This window comes from Streptomyces sp. NPDC023541, from assembly GCF_055559995.1.
In genome coordinates this window covers 265,181-283,400 of sequence record NZ_JBVHJO010000009.1, presented here as the reverse complement: position 1 = coordinate 283,400, position 18,220 = coordinate 265,181, and the positions used below count along the sequence as shown (strand labels likewise).

Below are 18,220 nucleotides of genomic sequence, written 5' to 3'. Positions count from 1 at the left end.
GCGGGGTCTCGTCGGAGAGCCGGGTCGGCGCTCCGTCGGCGCAGCCTGGCCTGCGGCATCCGGGGCCGTGCCCGCCAGGGCACGGCGTGGCGAGGATGGGGCGCCCGCGGGCTGGTTCATGATCGGCTGCGTGAAGACTTCCGGACGTCTGGCCGCCTTCGCGGTCGCGGGCCTGCTCGCCGCGCTCCCCGCGTGCTCGGAGTCCGACGGCCGCGGCGGCGGGGCGGGTGCCCGTACGGGCGCGAACACCACGCGGACGGGGGCACCCGGCACCGTGTTCCGGGGCGGCCACCCCGGTTCCGCAGGCTCCGGCGACCCGTACTTCCCGAAGCTCGGCAACGGCGGCTACGACGTCACCCACTACGCCCTGACCCTGGCCTACGACCCCGCCGGCGGCCGCCTCGAGGGCACTGCCGAGATCACCGCGAAGGCCACGGCGGAGCTCAGCGCCTTCAATCTCGACCTCCTCGGCATGGAGGTGCTGGACGCCACCGTCGACGGCCGCACGGCGCGGGTCCGGCGGGACGGGCAGGAGCTGACCCTGCAGCCGCGCAATCACCTCCGCAAGGGCGCCGCCTTCCGCAGCGTCGTGCGCTACGCGGGCACGCCGGAGTCGATCACCCATGACCACGGGTGGCGCGAAGGCTGGTTGAGGACGGACAACGGGGCAGTCGCGTTCGGTGAGCCGACGGGCTCGATGTCCTGGTTCCCGGGCAACCATCACCCCTCGGACAAGGCCTCGTACGACATCACCGTCACGGTCCCCAAGGGGGTGCAGGCGATCTCCAACGGGCAGCTTCGCGCCCAGCGCACCAGCGGCGACCGCACCACCTTCCACTGGCACCAGGCCGAGCCCATGGCCAGCCATGTGGCGACCGTGGCCATCGGCAGCTACGACATCAAGACCTCCCGGACCCGATCGGGCATCCCGATCGTGTCGGCGATGGACACGACCGCGGGCGTGGACGAGGACGGAGCGGTCCTCGGCCGGTTCCCCGAGATCATGGAATGGGCCGAGGGGAGGTTCGGTCCCTACCCCTTCTCCGCCGCCGGGGTGATCGTCGATCAGGCGGCCGATGTGCCCTACGCCCTGGAGACCCAGACCAGGCCGACCGTTCCGGCCGGCATCTTCCACACCACCAACGTGGTGCACGAAACGGCCCACCAGTGGTTCGGCAACTCCGTCACCCCGCGAACCTGGCGGGACATGTGGCTCAACGAGGGCTTCGCGACCTATGCGGAGTGGCTCTGGACCGAGGACCACGGTGGGGCCAGCGCCCAGGACCACTTCGACCGCAACCACGCCAAGGCCGCGGACGACGACGAGTGGGACTTCCCCCCTGCCGAGCCGCCGACCGCTTCGGACATCTCCGGTCAGCCGGTGTACGTGCGCGGCGCGATGGTGATCCACAAGATCCGCCAGGCCGTGGGCGACGAGGGCTTCCGCGCCCTGGTGCGGGGCTGGACCCTGCGCCACCGCCACGGCCACGCCTCCACGCACGACTTCACCACCTACGTGGAGGCCAGGGCGGGCCGGAACCTCGACTCGGTCTGGGACTCGTGGCTCTACGGCGACGGCAAGCCGAGGTGACGGGGTCCACGCGGCGTCAGGTCCTGATGCGCCGGCGGGCGGTCTCGACGAGCTTCATGTACTTGTCCCAGTCCCACGCGGTCCCGGGGTCGTCGTGGGTGGACATCGGGACCTCGACGTGGCCCAGAATGTGGTCCCGGTCGACCGGCACGTCGTACTTCGCGCAGACCGTGGCCGTGAGCACGGCGGATGTCTCGTACATCCTGTCGGTGTAAACGGGCTGGTCGGTCCAGCCTTCGTGCTCGATGCCGATGCTCCGGTGGTTGTACCAGACGCTGCCGGAGTGCCAGGCCACGTCGCGCTCGCGCACGCACTGGGTGATCCGCGTGCCGGTTGCGCTGATCATGTAGTGCGCGGAAACCCGCTCGGTGGCGTCCTTGAACTTGGCGAACATGATCGGCAAGATGTCCGTTGTCAGGTGAATGACGACGTAATCGATGGGATACGACTCGGGACGGTCGGAGGCCGTGTAGTTGGACTCGCAGGCTTCGACCCAGACAGCGGGGGCGTAGTCCACCGAGGGGTCCCTCCGCGGTGCCGCAGGCGGCCCTGCGGCGGCGGGGGCCTTGCGCCCGGGGCTCGGCAGCGCAGCCTTGGCCTTCCCCTCAGGCCTCATCAGCTGCGGCAGCCCGACAGCGGCCAGAGCCGTGCCCGCCGCGCCGGCAGCACCCCACAACAGCCGTCGACGGCTAAGCGGGCTGTCTTGCATGGCCACTCCTCGTGAAGTCGAGCAGGCAGGGCAGAGGACGACGCACCGCGCACCGTGGCATCACGATGCGTAGGCGGAACATCACGGAATCCGATGCTTCACCAGTGCCCGCACCCCGGCAAGCCGGTCCTCCACCACTCGGCGCACACCTCCGCCCCGACCGGCCCGTCCCTGCCGGCCCGCACCGCTCCGAACCGGAAGGCACCCGGCTGCGGGCGCCCCGCGAAGGCCCGGCCGACGCCGGGGCAGCGAAAGGCCTGGTGCGCGGGGCTCACGGAACGGGGTAACGTCTTTGTCATGTTCTTCCAGTTCTTCCAGCCGCCGATTCACGAGTGAGAGCGTGACGGACCCCCGCTGACGTCCGTCGACGCCACCGCGCCCGTCCCCCACCGACGAATCCGCATATCACTTCACATCACCACCGGGAGAACCCGTGACCGACAGCAAGAACATCAACAACCCGGTGGGCCAGGGCGGCGGCCAGCGCAAGAGGCAGTCCCGCGCCGAACGGCAGAACAACGGTCCGCACCGCAACCGCGACCGCCAGGGCGCCGCCGACCAGAAGGCGGAGCTGGTGCGCAAGATGCGCGAGAAGGCGCGCGCGGCCGAGGACGCCGAGCAGGCGAGCGACGACACCGCGCAGAGCTGATCGCCCGCCCCGCCGGAAACGGTCTGCGCGCGGGATCGGCCGGGACGTGGCACACCGACCGGTGACGACCTAGCCCCGGTTCAGGTCGGTGTAGAGCAGGTGGTGGTCCGAGTGCGGGCTGGGGCGGACGTGGTGCGTGCCCGGGGTGATGCCGCGCAGGAACACGTAGTCGAACTTGCTGTCCCAGTCGGTGGTCGCCGTGCAGGCCTCAGCGTCGGCATCGGTGGTCGACGGGCGGCATCCGGGGTCCGTGTCCGTGGCCAGGGCCCACATCGGGGCGAGTTCGGGCGCGTGCGGCGCGGCGTTGAAGTCGCCGATGACGATCGCCCGGTCGTGGCGGGCGACTTCCGCGGCGAGCACCTCCGTCTGCCCGGCCCGCACCTCGCCCTGCCGGCGCTCGGCGAGGTGGGTGTTGAAGACGCGGACGGGCCGTCCGCCCACCAGCGTGGTGACGGCCAGGTAACCGCGGTCCTCGGAGCCGCCGACGGGGTATTCGACGCTCTGCCGGTCCGTCATCGGCGCCGCCGAGAGGATCGCCTGGCCGTAGCCGCCCGGCCGCCAGGGCATCCCCCCGCAGCGGTTCCAGTTCCGCAGGACCGTCCCGTACTCGACCCGGTAGACCAGTCCGTAGGCCTCCTCCAGGTACCTGCGGATCCGCTCGACGTCACGTACGCACGCCTCCTGCAGGGCGATGACCTGCGGCGCGTACGTGGCGATCTCCGTCGCCCGACCGAAGTCGTGCTCGCGCCCGCACGGGTTGCAGATGTTCCACGTGCCGACCCGCTCCGGTACGACCGCCTCGGCAGCGTCGGACGGCAGCGGTCCGGCGAGGGGGAGCCCACCCCCCGGTGCGCGGGGGCCTTGGAGCATCACGATGCAGACCGCTGCCATCGCGGCCGCGGCCCACCGCGCGCCCCTGCTCAGCACGATCGCCTCCCCGGAGTGGACGCACATCATCACACGCTGCCCTCCGGCCATTGCCGAGGGACCGCCTCGCGGTGCGGTCGGATTACCCCGTGGCCGTTCGCCGCCGGCCCGCACCTCGACTGCCAACCGTGGGGCTGTGACCTGCTACGTTGTCCGTTCTTGTGCTGTCAGGCGCTACGGGTGGGGGGATACGGGCTATGCGGAGCGGACCGGCGCGAGCAGCGATGCGTGCAATCGGGGTGGCTGCCCTGGTGGTGGGAGTGACGGCCTGCGGGCCGTCGGAACAGCAGAAGGCTACAGCCGCGGGCGGTGCGCAGGATCCGAAGCCGGCGGCGAGCGCGGGCGCGAGTGCGGGAGCGGCGGGCGCCGCCATGGCCGCCGGTTCCGTCGGCGGCGACGGAACCCCGTGCCCCCTGCCCGTCTCCTTCGACCTGGCCAAGGGCTGGCAGCCGAAGGCCGTCACGCATGCCGAGGACGACCAGTTCGCCGCCCTCTTCAAGCAGGGCGGGACGTCCCTCGCCTGCGAGATCGACGCCAAGCCGACCGGGAACATCGGCTTCTTGCGCGTCTGGGTCGCCGACAAGCCGGCCGCCCCCGAAGACGCCCTCAAGGTGCTCGAAGCGTTCATGGCCGGTGAGAAGGTCCAGGGCGCGCCGGTCTACACCGACCTGACGGCCGGCAGCGCCGCGCTGCCCGCCGTCCAGGCCTCGTACGAGACGGCTCCTCTGGACGAGCCCAAGAAGGAGAGCGCCTTCGCCGCGGTAACTCCGGGCGGCAGGGCGGTCGTCATCCAACTGGGCGGCCTGGACAGCGACGAGCACGAGCAGATGCTGCCTGCCTTTCGACTGGCGCAGCAGTCCCTGAAGGCCGCCGACTAGGGCTTGTGCGATGTCGTGATCACTCGGTGCGGACGGCCGACCGGCAGACGGACCCGCACCCTTTTGAGCACGGGGATGGACTGCGGGCTGTCCGGGGCCTGCCTGTCCGGGGCCTGCCCGGGGGTCACGACGAACGCGAGGGGACGGCATCTGCGGTCTGACGGCCCGGAGCATCTACGAGCTGGTCGCCTGACGCCGTCCTATGAGGCGGCGGGCGCCGCGGGAAGCCCTTCACCGGCTTCCGGCTCGTGTGGTGGTTCGCTGAGCTGGTCGCGCAGGTAGTTCCAGACGACGGCGATGAGTGCGGCCACCGGTACGGCCAGCAGGCTGCCCACGACGCCGGCCAGGCTGCCGCCCAAGGTGACTGCCAGCAGCACCACTGCCGCGTGGAGACCGAGGCTGCGGCTCTGGATCATGGGTTGGAACACGTTTCCTTCGAGCTGCTGCACCGCGACGATGATGGCCAAGACGATCAGCGCGTCTGTCAGACCGTTCGACACCAGCGCGATGAGCACCGCCACCAGGCCGGCGAACAGAGCTCCCACAATTGGCACGAACGCGGAGACGAACGTCAGAACGGCCAACGGCAGCACCAGGGGCACGCCCACGATCCACAGGCCAACACCGATGAACACGGCGTCGAGGAGCCCGACGAAGGCCTGGGACCGGACGAACGAACCGAGGGTCTGCCAGCTGCGTGCGGCCACGACCGGAATGTCAGTGGCGAGGCGGCCCGGGAGTTGACGGGTGAGCCAGGGCAGGAAGCGGGGGCCGTCCTTGAGGAAGAAGAACATCAGGAAGAGCGCCAGGACGGCGGTGATCAAGCCGTTGAAGACGGTGCTCACCCCCGTGGCGACGGTGGAGACCGCGCTGCCGACGCTGTTCTGGAGGCGGTCCATCGCGGCGTCGGAGGCACCGGTGATCTGGTCGTCGCCAATGTTCAGCGGCGGCCCGGCCGCCCACTCCCGCAGTCGTCGGATGCCCTCGGTGACGCCGTCGACCAGTTCGCCCGACTGGGAGGCCACGGGGACGGCGATCAGTGCCACGATGCCCGCGGCCGCCAGCAGGGACAGCACGGTCACCACGGAGGCCGCCAGCGCGGGCGGCCAGCCCCGCCGACGCAGGAATGCGGCCAGGGGCCAGGTCAGCGTGGTGAGGAACAGGGCGATTATGAGGGGCCAGACGACCGACCACATCCGGCTCAGAACCCACAGGGTCGCCGCCGCCATGACCGCGACCACCAGCAATTCGGCGGAAACCCGTGCCGAGGTGCGGAGCGCGGCAGCGGCCTTCGCGGAACTCAGAATGGCAGACATGACGTCACCCTATTCACACCCGCTCGGCATCCGGACAGGGGTCGGCCCGGTCAACCTGCGGAGCGTCCACGTTGCCGTGGTGACCGAGCGGCAACTCGTCACGGTGCACGACGACGACGGCGGCGGCCTCGACGGCGCGTAGGCGAAGAAGGGCGACGCGGGCGTTGACGGCGTCATCGCGGACTACGGGGGCGTTCACCGGAGTGCGCGAAGGACGAGGACAGCCGGCAGCGCGCCAACTCCATCAGCCTGGTCCGTGATGGGGTGAACCGCCACGGCGGCACCCATTGCATGGCCGGCCCCGGCGACCGCCCGTTCAGGTAGCCGCGCAGAGCACCCCCGCCACGCACCCGTGCCACGTTGGGTGCAGGCTCCACGCCTCGCGAGGCCGTGCATATCCCGCTCCGATGCACGACGTCGCGGAGGATCAGCCCCCGAGCGGGTGTCCTGCCCGCCTCGCGGCCTCCAGGGCAGCGCCCATGCTGAGTAGTAGGGCACTTTCGGCCTGAGGGCTCTCCTGCCACAGGGCCGTGCAAGGCGCCCGTGAGGCGGAAGCCATGCGTGTCCGCAGAACGCTGGGCCTCGTCCTGGCCGCAGCAACCCTCGCCGGAGCGGGCGCCGTCGGTGCCGTCAGCGCTCAGGCCGCCGCGTCTCCCACCATCACCAGGCAGGAGTGCACGGACGCGGGCGGGACGATCAAGTCGGTCCCGTACGGCGGTGAAACCCGCACCCTGCCCGACGGAACCAGCCACGAGATCACCTGACGGGGCAGTCCCCTCCGCCTCGTCGGGGGCCGGGCGCTCATGCGGCTTCGGGTCCGCAGCGCGTGACGGCCGTCGGCCAACGGTCTGCGACCCAGGTGGCGGGCGACGCCGAGGCGTGAACAGGGTTGTCGCACAACGGACTTCGAGAGGGGCTGGAAGCAGCTCGGCTACGAACTACTTGCAAGTACGCTGACCTGCATGACCGATACCAGCACGAATGACGAGCAGGTGTACGACGACCTGCGTGCCCTGACGGACCAGTACATGCAGGCGGTCCGTACGCGCCTCGCCGAGATCGAGTCTCCGCTCACCCGTGAACGCGGCGCCCGGCTGGTCACCGACGCACTGCTCACCGGCGCCAAGCAGGCCAAGCTCATACGCAGCGCCGCCGTGGGCGAGTTGAAGCAGGGCCGCACCCTCAAGCAGGTCGCGGAACTGACCGGTCTCTCCGTGCCGCGGGTCGACCAGCTGCTCAAGGCGAAGTAGCCGGGATACACCGCTGCGCCCGCCCGAAGGGGCTCCGAGGATGCACTCTCGGGGCCCCTTCGCCTGCGTCGCGGCGGACCGCGGTGCACTGTGGGCCGCGCCGGCGGGCCGGTCGCGGCGGTGCGTGGCGGCGCGTGGCGTGGAAGGCGGCGGTGGCCGCGGGGGCCGCGGCGAGGAGTCCTGCCGTCAGGAATCCGTCGCGCGAGCGCCAGGAGAAGACCGACCAGCGGGACCGTGCGGACAGCAGCGAGCCCGTACTGAGCCGGGACCCGGGCGGAGAGGAGTGAGAGGGAGGAGCCGATGCGCGCGGCCGAGAGGGCGGAGACCCCCGATCCGACGGACGGTACCGCGCCGGCGGAGTCGATCGGCATGACCGAGTCCGTTCGGGGGGCAGGCCCGGCCCAGCCGCATGCCCCGGCCCCCGGCGGGGCGCCGGTCGGCCCGGCGCCCGGTTCCGCGACGCCGTCACCGGGCGTGGCGGCCCGGGTCGGCGGCGGGGCGAACGATCCGCCTTCCAGCAGGACTGCCGCGAGGACCCCTGGCTGACCTTGCGGGTCTGACGTGCAGGGTTTCGGCGCCGGGCGGGCCGGCGGGCGGGCCGCTCCCCCGGTTCCTCCGGCCGCCCGCTGCCTCATCCGAGTGGCACCTTTCCCCCTTCCGAGGATATGGGCTGGTCACATGGGGTGAATGGGGCGTGCCGCGCGTTTCCCGACACCCTGCGGGAGGCGTTGATGAGGATGTGAATACCTCAAGCACCGCCCCGATACTGCGCGCCCCTCTCGCGACCGAGGCGCCGCCCACCGTGCACGACTCGGACGCGGACACCGCGCCCGGCGTCATACTGATCCGCTGCTGCACCACCCTCGGCGCCACCCTGGTCGTCCACCTCGCAGGCGAGATCGACCACTTCAGCGCCGCTCCGCTCCGGACGTTCCTGGCCTCGGCGGCCGACAACGGCATCACCGGCCTGGTGCTGGACTGCTCGCGGGTCACCTTCTGCGACTCCGGTTTCCTGGCCGCCCTGGACTGCTGGCCCCGCCAGGGACGCCGCCTCAGGCTCACCCATCGCTCCCGCGCCGTGGAGCGCCTCCTGCGCGCGGCAGCCGCTGCGCCACCGCTTCCCCACAGGCCCTTGATCCACGCCCAGCAGACTCCCCCGCGCCTGGGACCCACGGGGTAGGCGACGGCCGGGCGGTGGGGTCCGCGGCAACCCGTGAGCCCCGCCACCCGGGCGCAGGCCCAGGCACAGGCCAGGCGATCCTGCGCTCAGCCCTCCGTCCACGCCCGGAGCTTCTCCGGGTTGCGGACCGCCCAGATGCGGATGACGCGGCCACCGTTGATGTCGAACGCGGCCACCGTCACCGGTACGCCGGTGTGTTGGGCGACGAGACCGGGCCGGCCGTTGACTGTGCGCTCCACCAGCTCCAGCCCGCGGGCCTTGTCGGCGATGTGGATCAGGTACTGGGCGATGCTCTCGGCGCCCTCGACGGGGCGCAGGACCGTACCGACCATGCCGCCGCCGTCGGCGGTCATGACGGCGTCGGGGTCGAGGAGGCCGACGAGGGCCTTGATGTCCCGGGACTCCCACGCGACCTTGAAATGCCGTACCAAAGCGGCCTGCCCGGCGACCGGGGCCGCCGGTGTGCGTCCGGCGCTGACGCGCCGCCGGGCCGATGACGCCAGTTGCCGACAGGCCGCGGGCGTACGGCCGACGATCTCCGCGACGTCGGCGAAGGGGTAGCGGAAGACGTCGTGCAGGATGAACGCGACGCGTTCGGCCGGTGTCATGGCCTCCAGGACGACGAGGAAGGCCATGTTCACCGACTCGTCGAGGGTGACCTGGTCCGCGGGGTCCCCCGGCGCGCGGCCGCCGCCCGCTGCCCCGCCGGCGAGCCACTCCCCGCGGTCGGGCAGCGGTTCGGGTATCCACGCGCCGACGTAGCGCTCGCGCCGCGCCCGCGCCGAACCGAGCACGTCCAGGCAGATGCGGCCGGCCACCTTCGTCAGCCAGGCTCCGGGCGACTCGACGGCCTCCTGCTGCTCCCGCGACATCGCGTACCAACGGGTGTACGTCTCCTGCACGACGTCCTCGGCCTCGGCCAGTGAACCGAGCAGGCGGTAGCCGAGATTGATCAGTTGGCGCCGTTCGCCGACGATCACGTCCAGGTCCGGTGTGGACTCGTCGTGCCGGGGCTCTGATGGGGTGCTCATGGTCGCGCCTGCTCCCTCGCTGGTCTCATCGGCTTCTCTCGACCGCTCCGACGAAACACGTCACCGAATGGTGAGGCCGGGCACCGCCTCACATTTCGCGGGCCTGCGTCGTCGGATCGTCGGGACACCAATGATTCACAGCCGCAAGGCAGAAGGAGACACCGCATCATGGCCGTGCAGACGACGACAGCACCCGGCAGGTTCACGTTCCAGCAGATCGCGATCGGCTTGCAGACCTTGGCCCTGCTCTTCCAGGCGGCCACCGCCGGGCTGTTGCTGTCCGCGTCCTACGGCGAGGTGCTGCACGATGTCGGGGCGCGGGTGATGTACGGCGCGTCGATGCTGTACGTGCTCGCGGCGGTACTGGCGTGGCGGCCGGGCGGCGGATCGCCGCGTCCCGTCCTGCACGCGTCCGGCTTCCTCGCACTCGCCTCGCTGCAAGTGGTCCTCGGCATCGCGCACATGCCGGGACTCCACGTTCCGCTGGGCGTCGTGATGTTCGCCCTGAGCGCGCTGGCACTGCACCAGTCGCTGTCAACCCCGGCTGTCCGCAACGCCTTTCGCGCCACCCCGTGAGCGCGGCCTGCCCGGCCGGAGCGGGCCGAGCAGGCCGAAGGGGCCACGGATCAGCCGAAGCTGCGCCGGTGTTCCCGGGTCTGCTGCGGTGGGATGTTGCGCAGCCGGCGAGCGGTAGGCCGCCCCGGGCCGGTCCTGCGCAGGTCCTCGTCACCGGATCGGCCTGCGGTCTGGTCGGGTTGCGCGGGTGCCACCGCCGGGACGAGCGCGATCACAGCGATGACCGCCGCCACCACGACGAGGATGACTGCAATGCTCACGGACATGAATCCCGCCTTTCGCCTTGACCTTTACACCTTGTGGCTACTCAGCGTTTCCAATATCCGAATGATTAAACACGGTAAGTGATGCGAGGGCGGGCGTTCTTCGCGTATGTCACTTCTGGCAGGTGAACGTCACCGGTCCGCTCCGTGCGCTCATCTTCTGGTCCGGCAGGTGCAGGGTGACGTAGACGCTCACCGTCGCGGCGCTCGGCCGGGCCGGTACGCCGACCACGTGCAGCAGGGCCTGTGGGGTGGTCCCGGAGGCGAAGTCGGCCGAGCCGGGTGAGACCGGCTTGGAGCTGGTGCCGAACGTCCCGTGGAAGCGGGCCTCCCCGGAGCATGAAGGTGAGCAAGGTCGAGGTGGTCGTCACGACCCCGCCCGGGACCGTCATCGACTGCACCGAACCGATCACGGCGGAGTTCGACGGCAAGATCACGGCCACCGTACGTGTCCGAAGGCCGCGGGGAGCTGCGGGATCCCTCGGCCCGGCCGGACGGTCAACTCCGATCCGCTGTAGTCGCGCTTGTTGTACACGGTGACGCAGCGGCCGCCGCGCAGGCCGTTCGCACTCCTCGTCCCGGCCGCGTTCCACACCGACGCCGCGTCGTTGAACCCGACGTGCGCGGTCGTCTCGGGATACCGGGGCATGTCTTGCGCGGCCAGGCTCACCACGCCCGTGTAGGCGGGACCGGTCCAGCCGCACGGCCATCCCGGATCACAGGGCGGGGCGGGGGCGGCGAGGTCTCCGGAGCCGCCCCGGGCGGTGGCCGTGGACGTGGACGTGGACGTAGCCGTGGACGTGGCCGTAGCCGTGGCTGCGGGGGCGAAGGCCAGCAGGAGGCACACGGCACCGAGGGCACTCGGCGTTCCCGTCCGCAGCCTGACGGCTTGGGGACACCTGGTCACCATCCCACCTCCCGCGCGCGCTGATCGCACGTCGTCCGCCGCGGGCCGTGGCGCGTGGGGAGGCTCACGTGAGCGAGAGCAGGCTCCGGGCCAGGGTGCGCAGTTCCTCGTCGGGGTGGACGTCGGCGAAGGGGATCGCCGGGAGCAGGCGCAGCGGCGAGAAGGCGAAGGAGCGGAGGGTGGGCCGGAGTTCCTCGGGGACCTGGCCGATCGCGGCGAGGGCCCTGAGGGCGCACAGCCCGACCGGGGTGGCTCCGATCAGTGCGGCGAGGATCGGGACGGCACGCTGCGGGGAGCCGGTGACCTTGTGGTGGGCCTCGGCGGCCGCCATCCGGGTCCACTCGTACCTGGCCGTCAGCAGCGGCTCGATGAGCGGCAGCAGCGGAGCGGCGGCGCTGCCGAGCGCCTGGAGGCTGCTGAGGTGCCAGTGGACCGGGCCCTGCCCCGACAGCAGGCCCTCGAAGACGCGCAGTGCAGGATCGGCGTCACCGGTCAGCTGGTGGAGGGCCAGGGCCGCCGCGGCGCTGAGCGAGGGGTCGGTGCTCTGCGCGGCCTCGTACAGCAGGGAGGTGGTCTCCGGCGTCGCGACGCCGCCCCGGCCGATCCGGCGGGCGGCCACGACGGCCGCGCGACGGGTGCGGAGGCAGTCGAGGAGCTCCGGCTGTGCCTGGCGCGCGGCGGTACCGAACCGCGCCAGGGCATCGATCAGTGCGATGGCCTCGTTGCCGGTGGCCCCGTCGGCCAGCGTGCGGCGTACGAGGGGAACCAGCCGGTCGGCGGCCTCGGGGAAGGACGTGGCGGCCGCTCTGAGCGTCTGCGGTCCGGGGTTGCGCAGCACCAGTTCCAGGGCGCGGGGGTCGCGCGAGCGCACCAGGGCGAGGAGCGCAGGTGCGGCGGTCTCCTCCTGTGTGTGGGCGTAGTGGTGCAGCGTGTCCCTCAGGTCGGCGCCGGGTTCGGGCAGGCGCTCGACCCACTCGCTGATGGTGGTGAGGCACCGGGCGGATCCGCGGGTGTCCCGCTGGTGCGGCAGGGCGGCGAGCAACAGGCCCAGTACCTGGGGCTCCCGGTCGCGCCAGGTCTCCAGGATGTCCCGGCCGAGCCAGGATCCGCGCGAACCGAGGTCCCCGGCCGCGATCCAGCGGGCGGCCGCGGTGAGGCCGGCGTCCACGTCGCGAGTGAGCAGGCGGGTGAGGTGCTCGTCGGACGACCAGGTGCCGGTCCAGGGGAAATGGTCACCCCCCGGATCGGGTTCGGCCCCGTCCTCGGCGAGGACGTCCACCAGCCGCTTCTCGTACGGCGGCCCGGACCGCTCGGCGGCGAGCATGGCAGCGGCCAGCCTGACCTCGGTGAACGGGCTGTCGTACGCCTCGACCTCGCGGCCGAACCGGCTCAGGGCGACGAGGGCGTCCGCCCGTACCACCGCGACGGGATCGGTGGCGTACAGCTCGTCGACCCGGTGTTCCGCCGTGGCCCGCACCTCGGCCGGCAGCAGCCGGGCCACGGTGGCGACCACGCGGAGCGCCGCCCTGCGCACCGCCCGCGCGGGGTCGCCCAGGCAGGGCAGCAGGTCCGGGAGCACCCGGGCCAGCTCGGCGCAGATCGCGGCGACCGAACTGCCGGGCCAGTGCGGCGACTCGGTGTCCTCCGGGTCGTGGTCGGCGAGGACGGCGAGCAGCATCAGCAGCTCGTCGCGTCTGCCTTCGGGGGCGTGGAGCACGGCGTGGGCGAGGAAGGGGACGGCGGGTGCGGAGGCCGGGTAGACGGTGCCCTGGTGGTGGATGTTTCCGTAGAGCTCTTGGATCGCCTCTTCGGCCGTGTCGCCGTCGTCCGCGTAGAGCGCTCTGATCAGGTCGGGGACGTCCGCGGCCGGGCCGTAGGCGTGGGTCAGGTCGTGCCACCGGACGTGGTCCAGTTCGGCCGGAGATCTCATGGTGGGCGCTCCTCGGTGATCAAGTGTGCCGACCGTACCGATCACCACTGACAACGCGGTGGCGTGCCTGCTGGGAGATGTGCCGAACTGCCGCCTGACATCACGGCTGCACTGCGACGGACTGTGGTGGGCGACCGCGGGTGACATCCCCGCAAGGGCATGGAGCCGACCGGTACATGTCGGCCAAACCCAGCAACCATCGTTTCTGCTGCGGCAGTTGGTGCCACCGAAGCTCGCCGTCGCCGGGCGGGTCGGCGCTGAGCTGCGCGGACCCGCTCCCGCGGCCTCGCGTCCGGCTCGCGAGGGCCTCCTGGTACGGCGCCGACTGCCCGGCATTTTCGGGCAGTCGGGTGACCGTGGGCTCGCACCCTAGCGGATGCAGGTCCATATCCTGCCGGAATACCTGATGTTCGCCACGTCCCCGGCGTCCGGCGCGTAGCGTCCCCCCCGTCCAACCCCGGCCGGAGATGGGAAGCCGGTCAGGGCCGTGAAGAAACGAGGAGGCTGCAACGATGGTGAACGTGGAGACATCCCTGAAAGAGGCGATGACCTCGATCGAGGGGAGCGTGGGAGCCGCGCTGGTCGACTACACGAGTGGCATGGCCCTGGGCACCCTGGGGGGCGGCAAGGACCTCGACCTGACGGTCGCCGCCGCCGGGAACACCGATGTGATCCGGGCGAAGGCCCGCACCATGGAGATGCTGGGCATCAAGGAGGACATCGAGGACGTACTGATCACCCTCGGCAGCCAGTACCACCTCATCCGGCTGCTCAAGGGGCGCGGGGGCAACGGCCTGTTCCTGTACATCGTCCTGGACAAGGCCAAGTCGAACCTGGCGATGGCCCGGCACCAGCTCAAGCGCATCGAAGCGGACCTGGAACTCTAGTCGCCTTCCTGTACCCCGACTCTTTTTTTGCCCACGAGTTGAAGAAATCTTCAACTCGGCACATCCGAATGTGGTCACCGAAGAGTGGGGCGGGGCCGGGGTACAGGACAATGGCTGGTCATGGTCACCGGGGGCGGGCACGGCGGAAACGGGCGCCGTCCCCGTCCATTGGTCGGAACCCGGGGTAGGAGCGTTGCCACATGCAGGTCCCGCTGTACCAGGCCAAGGCGGAGTTCTTCCGGATGCTCGGACACCCCGTCCGCATCCGTGTGCTCGAACTCCTCCAGAACGGCCCCGTACCCGTGCGCGAGCTGCTGAACGAGATCGAGATCGAACCGTCCAACCTCTCGCAACAACTCGCGGTGCTGCGCCGATCCGGCATCGTGATCTCCATACGCGACGGCTCGACGGTCAGTTACGCCCTCGCCGGCGGCGACGTGGCGGAACTCCTGCGGGCCGCACGGCGCATCCTCACCGAGCTGCTGGTCGGACAGAGCGAGCTGCTCGCCGAACTCCGCGATGCCGACACGTCGGTCCACACGGGTCCCCCGCTGTAGGCCGGCCGGACACACCGCCGGGGCACCTCGAAGGGGCCCGGGCGGCGCGGGATGTCAGCTCTGGCAGGCGTCGGCCGTTGCAGGCGTCGGCCGTTGCAGGCGTCAGCCGTGGCCCGCGTCAGCTCTGGCAGAGGCCGCGGGCGTAGTCGTACGTCGCGGTGGTCTGGGAGTAGCGCCACTGCGGGTCCAGCAGGTCGCTCTTGAGCTGTGCGGCCGCGGTCGGGCTCTCGACGACGTAGCCGAAGTCCTGCAGCCACGACGGGTACAGGTTCTTGGAGCCGATGTAGAAGGCCGACCCGTCCACCGAGACCAGCTTGTGGTGCTGGGCGTAGGGCTTGCCGTCCGCCCAGGTCGGCTGGTCGGAGGCCCGGAACGTGGCGAGCTGGAGGTTCTCGCAGAGGGCCGTCCGAGCCCGGCCGCCGTCACCGGTCAGGGCCGCCACCCGGCCGCGGAGGGCGTCGCTCACCTCGGAGAGCGACTTGATCTGCGAGTAGCCGCCGCTGCCGATCGTGCCGCGGTTCGCCGGGTCGCTCACCACGATGCGGACCTTCACGCCGGAGACGAGCTTCGCGGCGAGGGCGTCGTAGAGGCGTACGTCGTAACGGGGCAGGGGCGGGCAGGTGGCGTGCACGTCCTGCTGGGAGATCTCGATGTGCGAGGCCGCACTGGAGACGAGGGCGCGCAGGGCGCTCTCCTCCGGATTGACGGTGTCGTAGTCCCGGTCGGCGTTGGTCTTGTCGGGCACCCCGATCCCGCACCTGGTGTCGCCGGCCGCCGGCAGGGCGGGGCGGAAGGACGAGGCGGGGTCGTTCTGGCGGATGCCGACGCCGAGACCGCCGACGGCGAGCGCGGGTACGCTGCCGCCGCCCTCCGGAGCGGCGGGCCGGGGCAGGGAGGGCATGCAGTCCGCGCCGGGCGAGGCGGCGAACCAGACCGAGCTCCAGTTGCCCTTGTTGCGGCAGGTCCAGTCCCACAGGGAGTCCAGGTAGCGGCCCGCGGAGCCGGCGGCGGGCCCCGACAGCGCGAGGTCGACGTCGCTGACCGGGTGGGTGGTGTCGAGGTAGTCGTCCTTCCAGCTGTTGATGCCTCCGGTGATCACCGAACCGCCGTCCACCACGACCAGCTTGGAGTGGTTCCAGGAGAAGGAGGTCTTCGAGGTGGTCATGGAGGCCACGTTGAGGGTGACGTTGGCCGCGGCGGCCGGCCCGAGCTTCGCGAGCAGCTCGTCGCGATAGGACGAGGGGATCACCGTGGAGTGGTAGATGGGCGCGGCACCGACCATGATGCGGACCTTGAGCCGGTTGCCCTTCTGGGCGGACTCCTTCAGGCCCGCGACGATCGCGTCCTGGTAGCCGCCGTTGGGGAAGGGCGCCAGCGTCGATATGTCCACCGTCTGCCGGGCGCCGGCGATGTCCTGGCGCATCTTCTCCAGGAGGCGGCGCGATCCGGGCCGATCGGTGCACGCGGCGTCGCCCCAGCAGCCGGGGGTCTGGAGGAGCCAGTCGGCGCCGCCGGGGGTGGAGGAGCCGAGCCGGTTGCCGGAGGTGCGTTCCCAGACCGAGCCCTCCAGGCCCGGCGAGACCTGACGCAGGGTCTGCTCGACCGAGTCCAGGTGCGGTGTGGGCGCTTCCGCGGCGTACGCGGGGGCGGCGGCGGTGGCGCCGAGGAGGGAGAAGCCGAGCGCGAGGGCCGGGGTGGAGACGAGGGCCGCCGTACGGACGGTGCGTGCCAATGTGGTTCCTTGACTGGGGGGTGGCTCGGGCCGTGAGCGCGGGTCGGCCGCGCCTACGACCTTGATCAACTCGCGCAAGTTACCAGCCCGTAGCCTCCTGTCCACCCACCTCGGGCGAGTTCCGGCCACCGGGGCGGCAGCGGGCACGGAGCCGGTGTCCGGCCGGTTTCCGTACCCTGGTTGCATGCGCATGCGCCCCACCCTGAGCTGGACGCCCACCGAGGACCTGCGGCCCGGCAGCACGGATCCGGAGCCGGTGGCCGAGGCACTGGGCGCCGGCGGTGTGCTGGTGCTCAGCGGGGCGGGCATCTCCACGGAGTCGGGCATCCCCGACTACCGGGGTGAGGGCGGGAGCCTGCGCAGGCACACGCCGATGACCTACCAGGAGTTCACGGGAAGCGCGCAGGCCCGGCGCCGGTACTGGGCGCGCAGCCACCTCGGATGGCGCACCTTCGGCCGGGCCGGGCCCAACGCCGGACACCGGGCCGTCACGGCGTTCGGGCGGCACGGGCTGCTCTCCGGGGTGATCACGCAGAACGTCGACGGCCTGCACCAGGCCGCCGGCAGCGACGACGTGGTGGAACTCCACGGAAGCCTGGACCGGGTCGTGTGCCTGTCCTGCGGCGCTTCCGGCTCGCGCCGTGACCTCGCGCGACGGCTGGAGCAGGTGAACGCCGGCTTCGAGCCGCTGGCCGCCCGCCTGAACCCGGACGGTGACGCCGACCTCACCGACGAACAGGTCGGGGACTTCTCCGTGGTGCCGTGCGCGCAGTGCGGGGGCGTCCTCAAGCCGGACGTGGTGTTCTTCGGCGAGACGGTCCCCCCGGGGCGGGTCGAGCGCTGCCGCGAACTGGTCGACGGTGCGACCTCGCTGCTGGTCCTGGGCTCTTCACTGACGGTGATGTCCGGCTTGCGGTTCGTACGCCAGGCGGCGCAGGCCGGCAAGCCGGTACTGATCGTCAACCGGGACCCCACCCGGGGCGACCGCCACGCCGTCACCCGCCTCACCCTCCCCCTGGGCACAGCCCTCACCACCCTGGCCGCCCGCCTGGGCATCCCGGTGGACGCCGGAACGTCACCCTGACGCCGGCGCCGCGTCGCTTCTGCGGCGTTCACGGGCAGTCGCAGCCGGTGGCGTAGAACAACAGGTAGGCGGCGGTCGCGGCGGTCAGGAGGAAGCCGAACGAGGTCACGGCCGCGAGCCCTCGACGGCCGCGGCCCTTCGCCGGGGCGCGGAAGGCAGTCCAGGCGCCGTGGGCGAGGGCCAGGCTCAGGAGTCCGGCGCCCGCGAGGGTCACGCGAGGGCTGAAGGACCAGCTCAGGTGGGCGATCAGAACCAGCGCGCCGAGCAAGGCGCAGGCGAGCAGGCTCAGGAGCACCTCGGCCACCACTTCGCCCACCGTCTCCACCAGGAAGTCGCTGACTCCCTTCGCCACCCTGCGGACGCCCACGGCTCCCCCGTCGTGTGTCTGCCGCGGCCCTGCGCGCGGCCCCGGCACGTAGGACCCGTGGGGGGCCCGGAAGGTTGCCGGGCACCGGGCCGAGGAGGTCCGGGCCAGGTCATGGGACATGCGCCATCATGGGGAGTTGCGTCACCGGTGCCTGAGGAAGGAGGGCGGGCGATGTCCGATATGCCGTCAGCCGGCCCCGAGCCGCGGCCGGCGTCCGGCACGGCTCGGCCTGTCGGCGGGATGCTGCACCATGTCGAGATCTGGGTGCCCGACCTCGGCAGGGCCGTCGCCTCCTTCGGCTGGCTGCTGGAGGCCCTCGGCCACACGCCGTTCCAGAGCTGGAGCGGCGGACGGAGCTGGCGGCTCGGAGCGACGTATTTGGGCGC

21 protein-coding genes and 1 pseudogene are annotated in these 18,220 nt (G+C 71.5%); 13 read left to right on the top strand and 9 right to left on the bottom strand.

Annotated features, from left to right (window positions below; all coding sequences use genetic code 11):
- Positions 1–130 precede the first annotated feature (130 nt).
- On the top strand, positions 131–1,591 hold the full coding sequence (locus ACZ3X1_RS23940) for a M1 family metallopeptidase (RefSeq protein WP_467280895.1): 1,461 nt from the start codon (positions 131–133) through the stop codon (positions 1,589–1,591).
- A gap of 16 nt (positions 1,592–1,607) precedes the next feature.
- On the opposite strand, the gene ACZ3X1_RS23935 is transcribed toward ACZ3X1_RS23940, so the two are convergent.
- Complete coding sequence (locus ACZ3X1_RS23935; RefSeq protein ID WP_467280894.1) at positions 1,608–2,108, bottom strand: N-acetylmuramoyl-L-alanine amidase; 501 nt, start codon at positions 2,106–2,108, stop codon at positions 1,608–1,610.
- A 625-nt stretch (positions 2,109–2,733) separates the two neighbouring features.
- On the opposite strand from ACZ3X1_RS23935, the gene ACZ3X1_RS23930 reads away from it, so the two are divergent.
- Complete coding sequence (locus ACZ3X1_RS23930) at positions 2,734–2,949, top strand: DUF6243 family protein (protein WP_467280893.1); 216 nt, start codon at positions 2,734–2,736, stop codon at positions 2,947–2,949.
- 69 nt (positions 2,950–3,018) lie between these two features.
- Here the strand turns inward: ACZ3X1_RS23930 and ACZ3X1_RS23925 are convergent, their stop codons facing one another.
- Positions 3,019–3,927: an endonuclease/exonuclease/phosphatase family protein gene (locus ACZ3X1_RS23925; protein ID WP_467280892.1), complete on the bottom strand. Its 909-nt coding sequence runs from the start codon at positions 3,925–3,927 to the stop codon at positions 3,019–3,021.
- 173 nt (positions 3,928–4,100) lie between these two features.
- On the opposite strand from ACZ3X1_RS23925, the gene ACZ3X1_RS23920 reads away from it, so the two are divergent.
- Positions 4,101–4,754, top strand: coding sequence for a lipoprotein (locus ACZ3X1_RS23920; RefSeq protein WP_467280891.1), 654 nt, complete (start codon positions 4,101–4,103; stop codon positions 4,752–4,754).
- 200 nt (positions 4,755–4,954) lie between these two features.
- On the opposite strand, the gene ACZ3X1_RS23915 is transcribed toward ACZ3X1_RS23920, so the two are convergent.
- Positions 4,955–6,070, bottom strand: a complete 1,116-nt coding sequence (locus ACZ3X1_RS23915; protein WP_362623625.1) for an AI-2E family transporter — start codon at positions 6,068–6,070, stop codon at positions 4,955–4,957.
- Here ACZ3X1_RS23915 and ACZ3X1_RS23910 point away from each other — a divergent pair.
- The 5 genes from ACZ3X1_RS23910 to ACZ3X1_RS23890 all read left to right on the top strand — a co-directional run bounded on the left by ACZ3X1_RS23910 (position 6,069) and on the right by ACZ3X1_RS23890 (position 8,500).
- Positions 6,069–6,212 carry a hypothetical protein gene (locus tag ACZ3X1_RS23910; protein ID WP_467280890.1) on the top strand — a complete coding sequence of 48 codons (144 nt, stop codon included), beginning with the start codon at positions 6,069–6,071 and terminating at the stop codon, positions 6,210–6,212. The two genes, ACZ3X1_RS23915 and ACZ3X1_RS23910, sit on opposite strands and share 2 nt — an antisense overlap.
- Before the next feature lie 415 nt (positions 6,213–6,627).
- Positions 6,628–6,834 (top strand): hypothetical protein, encoded by a 207-nt coding sequence (locus tag ACZ3X1_RS23905; RefSeq protein WP_467280889.1) that lies wholly within the window; start codon positions 6,628–6,630, stop codon positions 6,832–6,834.
- A gap of 198 nt (positions 6,835–7,032) precedes the next feature.
- A complete protein-coding gene (locus ACZ3X1_RS23900) occupies positions 7,033–7,320 on the top strand; it encodes a hypothetical protein (RefSeq protein ID WP_390078588.1) in 288 nt (95 codons plus the stop codon).
- A 134-nt stretch (positions 7,321–7,454) separates the two neighbouring features.
- On the top strand, positions 7,455–7,607 hold the full coding sequence (locus ACZ3X1_RS23895) for a hypothetical protein (RefSeq protein ID WP_467280888.1): 153 nt from the start codon (positions 7,455–7,457) through the stop codon (positions 7,605–7,607).
- A gap of 452 nt (positions 7,608–8,059) precedes the next feature.
- Positions 8,060–8,500, top strand: a complete 441-nt coding sequence (locus tag ACZ3X1_RS23890; RefSeq protein WP_390078590.1) for an STAS domain-containing protein — start codon at positions 8,060–8,062, stop codon at positions 8,498–8,500.
- An 86-nt stretch (positions 8,501–8,586) separates the two neighbouring features.
- On the opposite strand, the gene sigJ is transcribed toward ACZ3X1_RS23890, so the two are convergent.
- Positions 8,587–9,531, bottom strand: a complete 945-nt coding sequence (gene sigJ / locus ACZ3X1_RS23885) for an RNA polymerase sigma factor SigJ (RefSeq protein WP_467280886.1) — start codon at positions 9,529–9,531, stop codon at positions 8,587–8,589.
- Between the two features lie 168 nt (positions 9,532–9,699).
- Here sigJ and ACZ3X1_RS23880 point away from each other — a divergent pair, with 168 nt between their 5' ends.
- Positions 9,700–10,107 carry a hypothetical protein gene (locus tag ACZ3X1_RS23880; RefSeq protein WP_467280885.1) on the top strand — a complete coding sequence of 136 codons (408 nt, stop codon included), beginning with the start codon at positions 9,700–9,702 and terminating at the stop codon, positions 10,105–10,107.
- Positions 10,108–10,157: 50 nt separating this feature from the next.
- Here the strand turns inward: ACZ3X1_RS23880 and ACZ3X1_RS23875 are convergent, their stop codons facing one another.
- The 3 genes from ACZ3X1_RS23875 to ACZ3X1_RS23865 form a co-directional block, all read right to left on the bottom strand.
- Positions 10,158–10,367 carry a hypothetical protein gene (locus tag ACZ3X1_RS23875; protein ID WP_390078596.1) on the bottom strand — a complete coding sequence of 70 codons (210 nt, stop codon included), beginning with the start codon at positions 10,365–10,367 and terminating at the stop codon, positions 10,158–10,160.
- Positions 10,368–10,803: 436 nt separating this feature from the next.
- Positions 10,804–11,217: a peptidase inhibitor family I36 protein gene (locus ACZ3X1_RS23870; RefSeq protein WP_467280884.1), complete on the bottom strand. Its 414-nt coding sequence runs from the start codon at positions 11,215–11,217 to the stop codon at positions 10,804–10,806.
- A 124-nt stretch (positions 11,218–11,341) separates the two neighbouring features.
- Complete coding sequence (locus ACZ3X1_RS23865; protein WP_467280883.1) at positions 11,342–13,207, bottom strand: hypothetical protein; 1,866 nt, start codon at positions 13,205–13,207, stop codon at positions 11,342–11,344.
- A gap of 512 nt (positions 13,208–13,719) precedes the next feature.
- On the opposite strand from ACZ3X1_RS23865, the gene ACZ3X1_RS23860 reads away from it, so the two are divergent.
- Both ACZ3X1_RS23860 and ACZ3X1_RS23855 read left to right on the top strand, forming a co-directional pair.
- Entirely contained in the window at positions 13,720–14,094 is a 375-nt protein-coding gene (locus ACZ3X1_RS23860; protein WP_030848047.1) for a hypothetical protein, read from the top strand.
- A 200-nt stretch (positions 14,095–14,294) separates the two neighbouring features.
- The gene (locus ACZ3X1_RS23855; protein WP_030817872.1) at positions 14,295–14,651 is read left to right on the top strand and encodes an ArsR/SmtB family transcription factor; all 357 of its coding nucleotides are present in this window, start codon (positions 14,295–14,297) and stop codon (positions 14,649–14,651) included.
- Between the two features lie 118 nt (positions 14,652–14,769).
- Here ACZ3X1_RS23855 and ACZ3X1_RS23850 read toward each other — a convergent pair whose 3' ends face one another.
- Positions 14,770–16,383, bottom strand: a complete 1,614-nt coding sequence (locus ACZ3X1_RS23850; RefSeq protein WP_467280882.1) for a phospholipase D-like domain-containing protein — start codon at positions 16,381–16,383, stop codon at positions 14,770–14,772.
- A 184-nt stretch (positions 16,384–16,567) separates the two neighbouring features.
- Between ACZ3X1_RS23850 and ACZ3X1_RS23845 the strand changes: the two genes are divergently transcribed.
- Positions 16,568–17,467 (top strand): NAD-dependent protein deacetylase, encoded by a 900-nt coding sequence (locus ACZ3X1_RS23845; protein WP_467280881.1) that lies wholly within the window; start codon positions 16,568–16,570, stop codon positions 17,465–17,467.
- 28 nt (positions 17,468–17,495) lie between these two features.
- On the opposite strand, the gene ACZ3X1_RS23840 is transcribed toward ACZ3X1_RS23845, so the two are convergent.
- Entirely contained in the window at positions 17,496–17,834 is a 339-nt protein-coding gene (locus ACZ3X1_RS23840) for a lysine transporter LysE (RefSeq protein ID WP_390078607.1), read from the bottom strand.
- A gap of 240 nt (positions 17,835–18,074) precedes the next feature.
- Between ACZ3X1_RS23840 and ACZ3X1_RS23835 the strand changes: the two are divergent.
- Positions 18,075–18,215: pseudogene (locus ACZ3X1_RS23835) on the top strand (VOC family protein); the annotation flags it as partial.
- Between the last annotated feature and the right edge of the window lie 5 nt (positions 18,216–18,220).

Bases quoted from the DNA above. Each gene is read 5' to 3' on its own strand.
- ACZ3X1_RS23860 (WP_030848047.1), top strand. From the start codon at position 13,720: ATGGTGAACGTGGAGACATCCCTGAAAGAGGCGATGACCTCGATCGAG.
- ACZ3X1_RS23920 (WP_467280891.1), top strand. From the start codon at position 4,101: ATGCGTGCAATCGGGGTGGCTGCCCTGGTGGTGGGAGTGACGGCCTGC.
- sigJ (WP_467280886.1), bottom strand. From the start codon at position 9,531: ATGAGCACCCCATCAGAGCCCCGGCACGACGAGTCCACACCGGACCTG.
- ACZ3X1_RS23915 (WP_362623625.1), bottom strand. From the start codon at position 6,070: ATGTCTGCCATTCTGAGTTCCGCGAAGGCCGCTGCCGCGCTCCGCACC.
- ACZ3X1_RS23905 (WP_467280889.1), top strand. From the start codon at position 6,628: ATGCGTGTCCGCAGAACGCTGGGCCTCGTCCTGGCCGCAGCAACCCTC.
- ACZ3X1_RS23900 (WP_390078588.1), top strand. From the start codon at position 7,033: ATGACCGATACCAGCACGAATGACGAGCAGGTGTACGACGACCTGCGT.
- ACZ3X1_RS23855 (WP_030817872.1), top strand. From the start codon at position 14,295: ATGCAGGTCCCGCTGTACCAGGCCAAGGCGGAGTTCTTCCGGATGCTC.
- ACZ3X1_RS23880 (WP_467280885.1), top strand. From the start codon at position 9,700: ATGGCCGTGCAGACGACGACAGCACCCGGCAGGTTCACGTTCCAGCAG.
- ACZ3X1_RS23925 (WP_467280892.1), bottom strand. From the start codon at position 3,927: ATGGCCGGAGGGCAGCGTGTGATGATGTGCGTCCACTCCGGGGAGGCG.
- ACZ3X1_RS23910 (WP_467280890.1), top strand. From the start codon at position 6,069: ATGACGTCACCCTATTCACACCCGCTCGGCATCCGGACAGGGGTCGGC.
- ACZ3X1_RS23845 (WP_467280881.1), top strand. From the start codon at position 16,568: ATGCGCATGCGCCCCACCCTGAGCTGGACGCCCACCGAGGACCTGCGG.
- ACZ3X1_RS23865 (WP_467280883.1), bottom strand. From the start codon at position 13,207: ATGAGATCTCCGGCCGAACTGGACCACGTCCGGTGGCACGACCTGACC.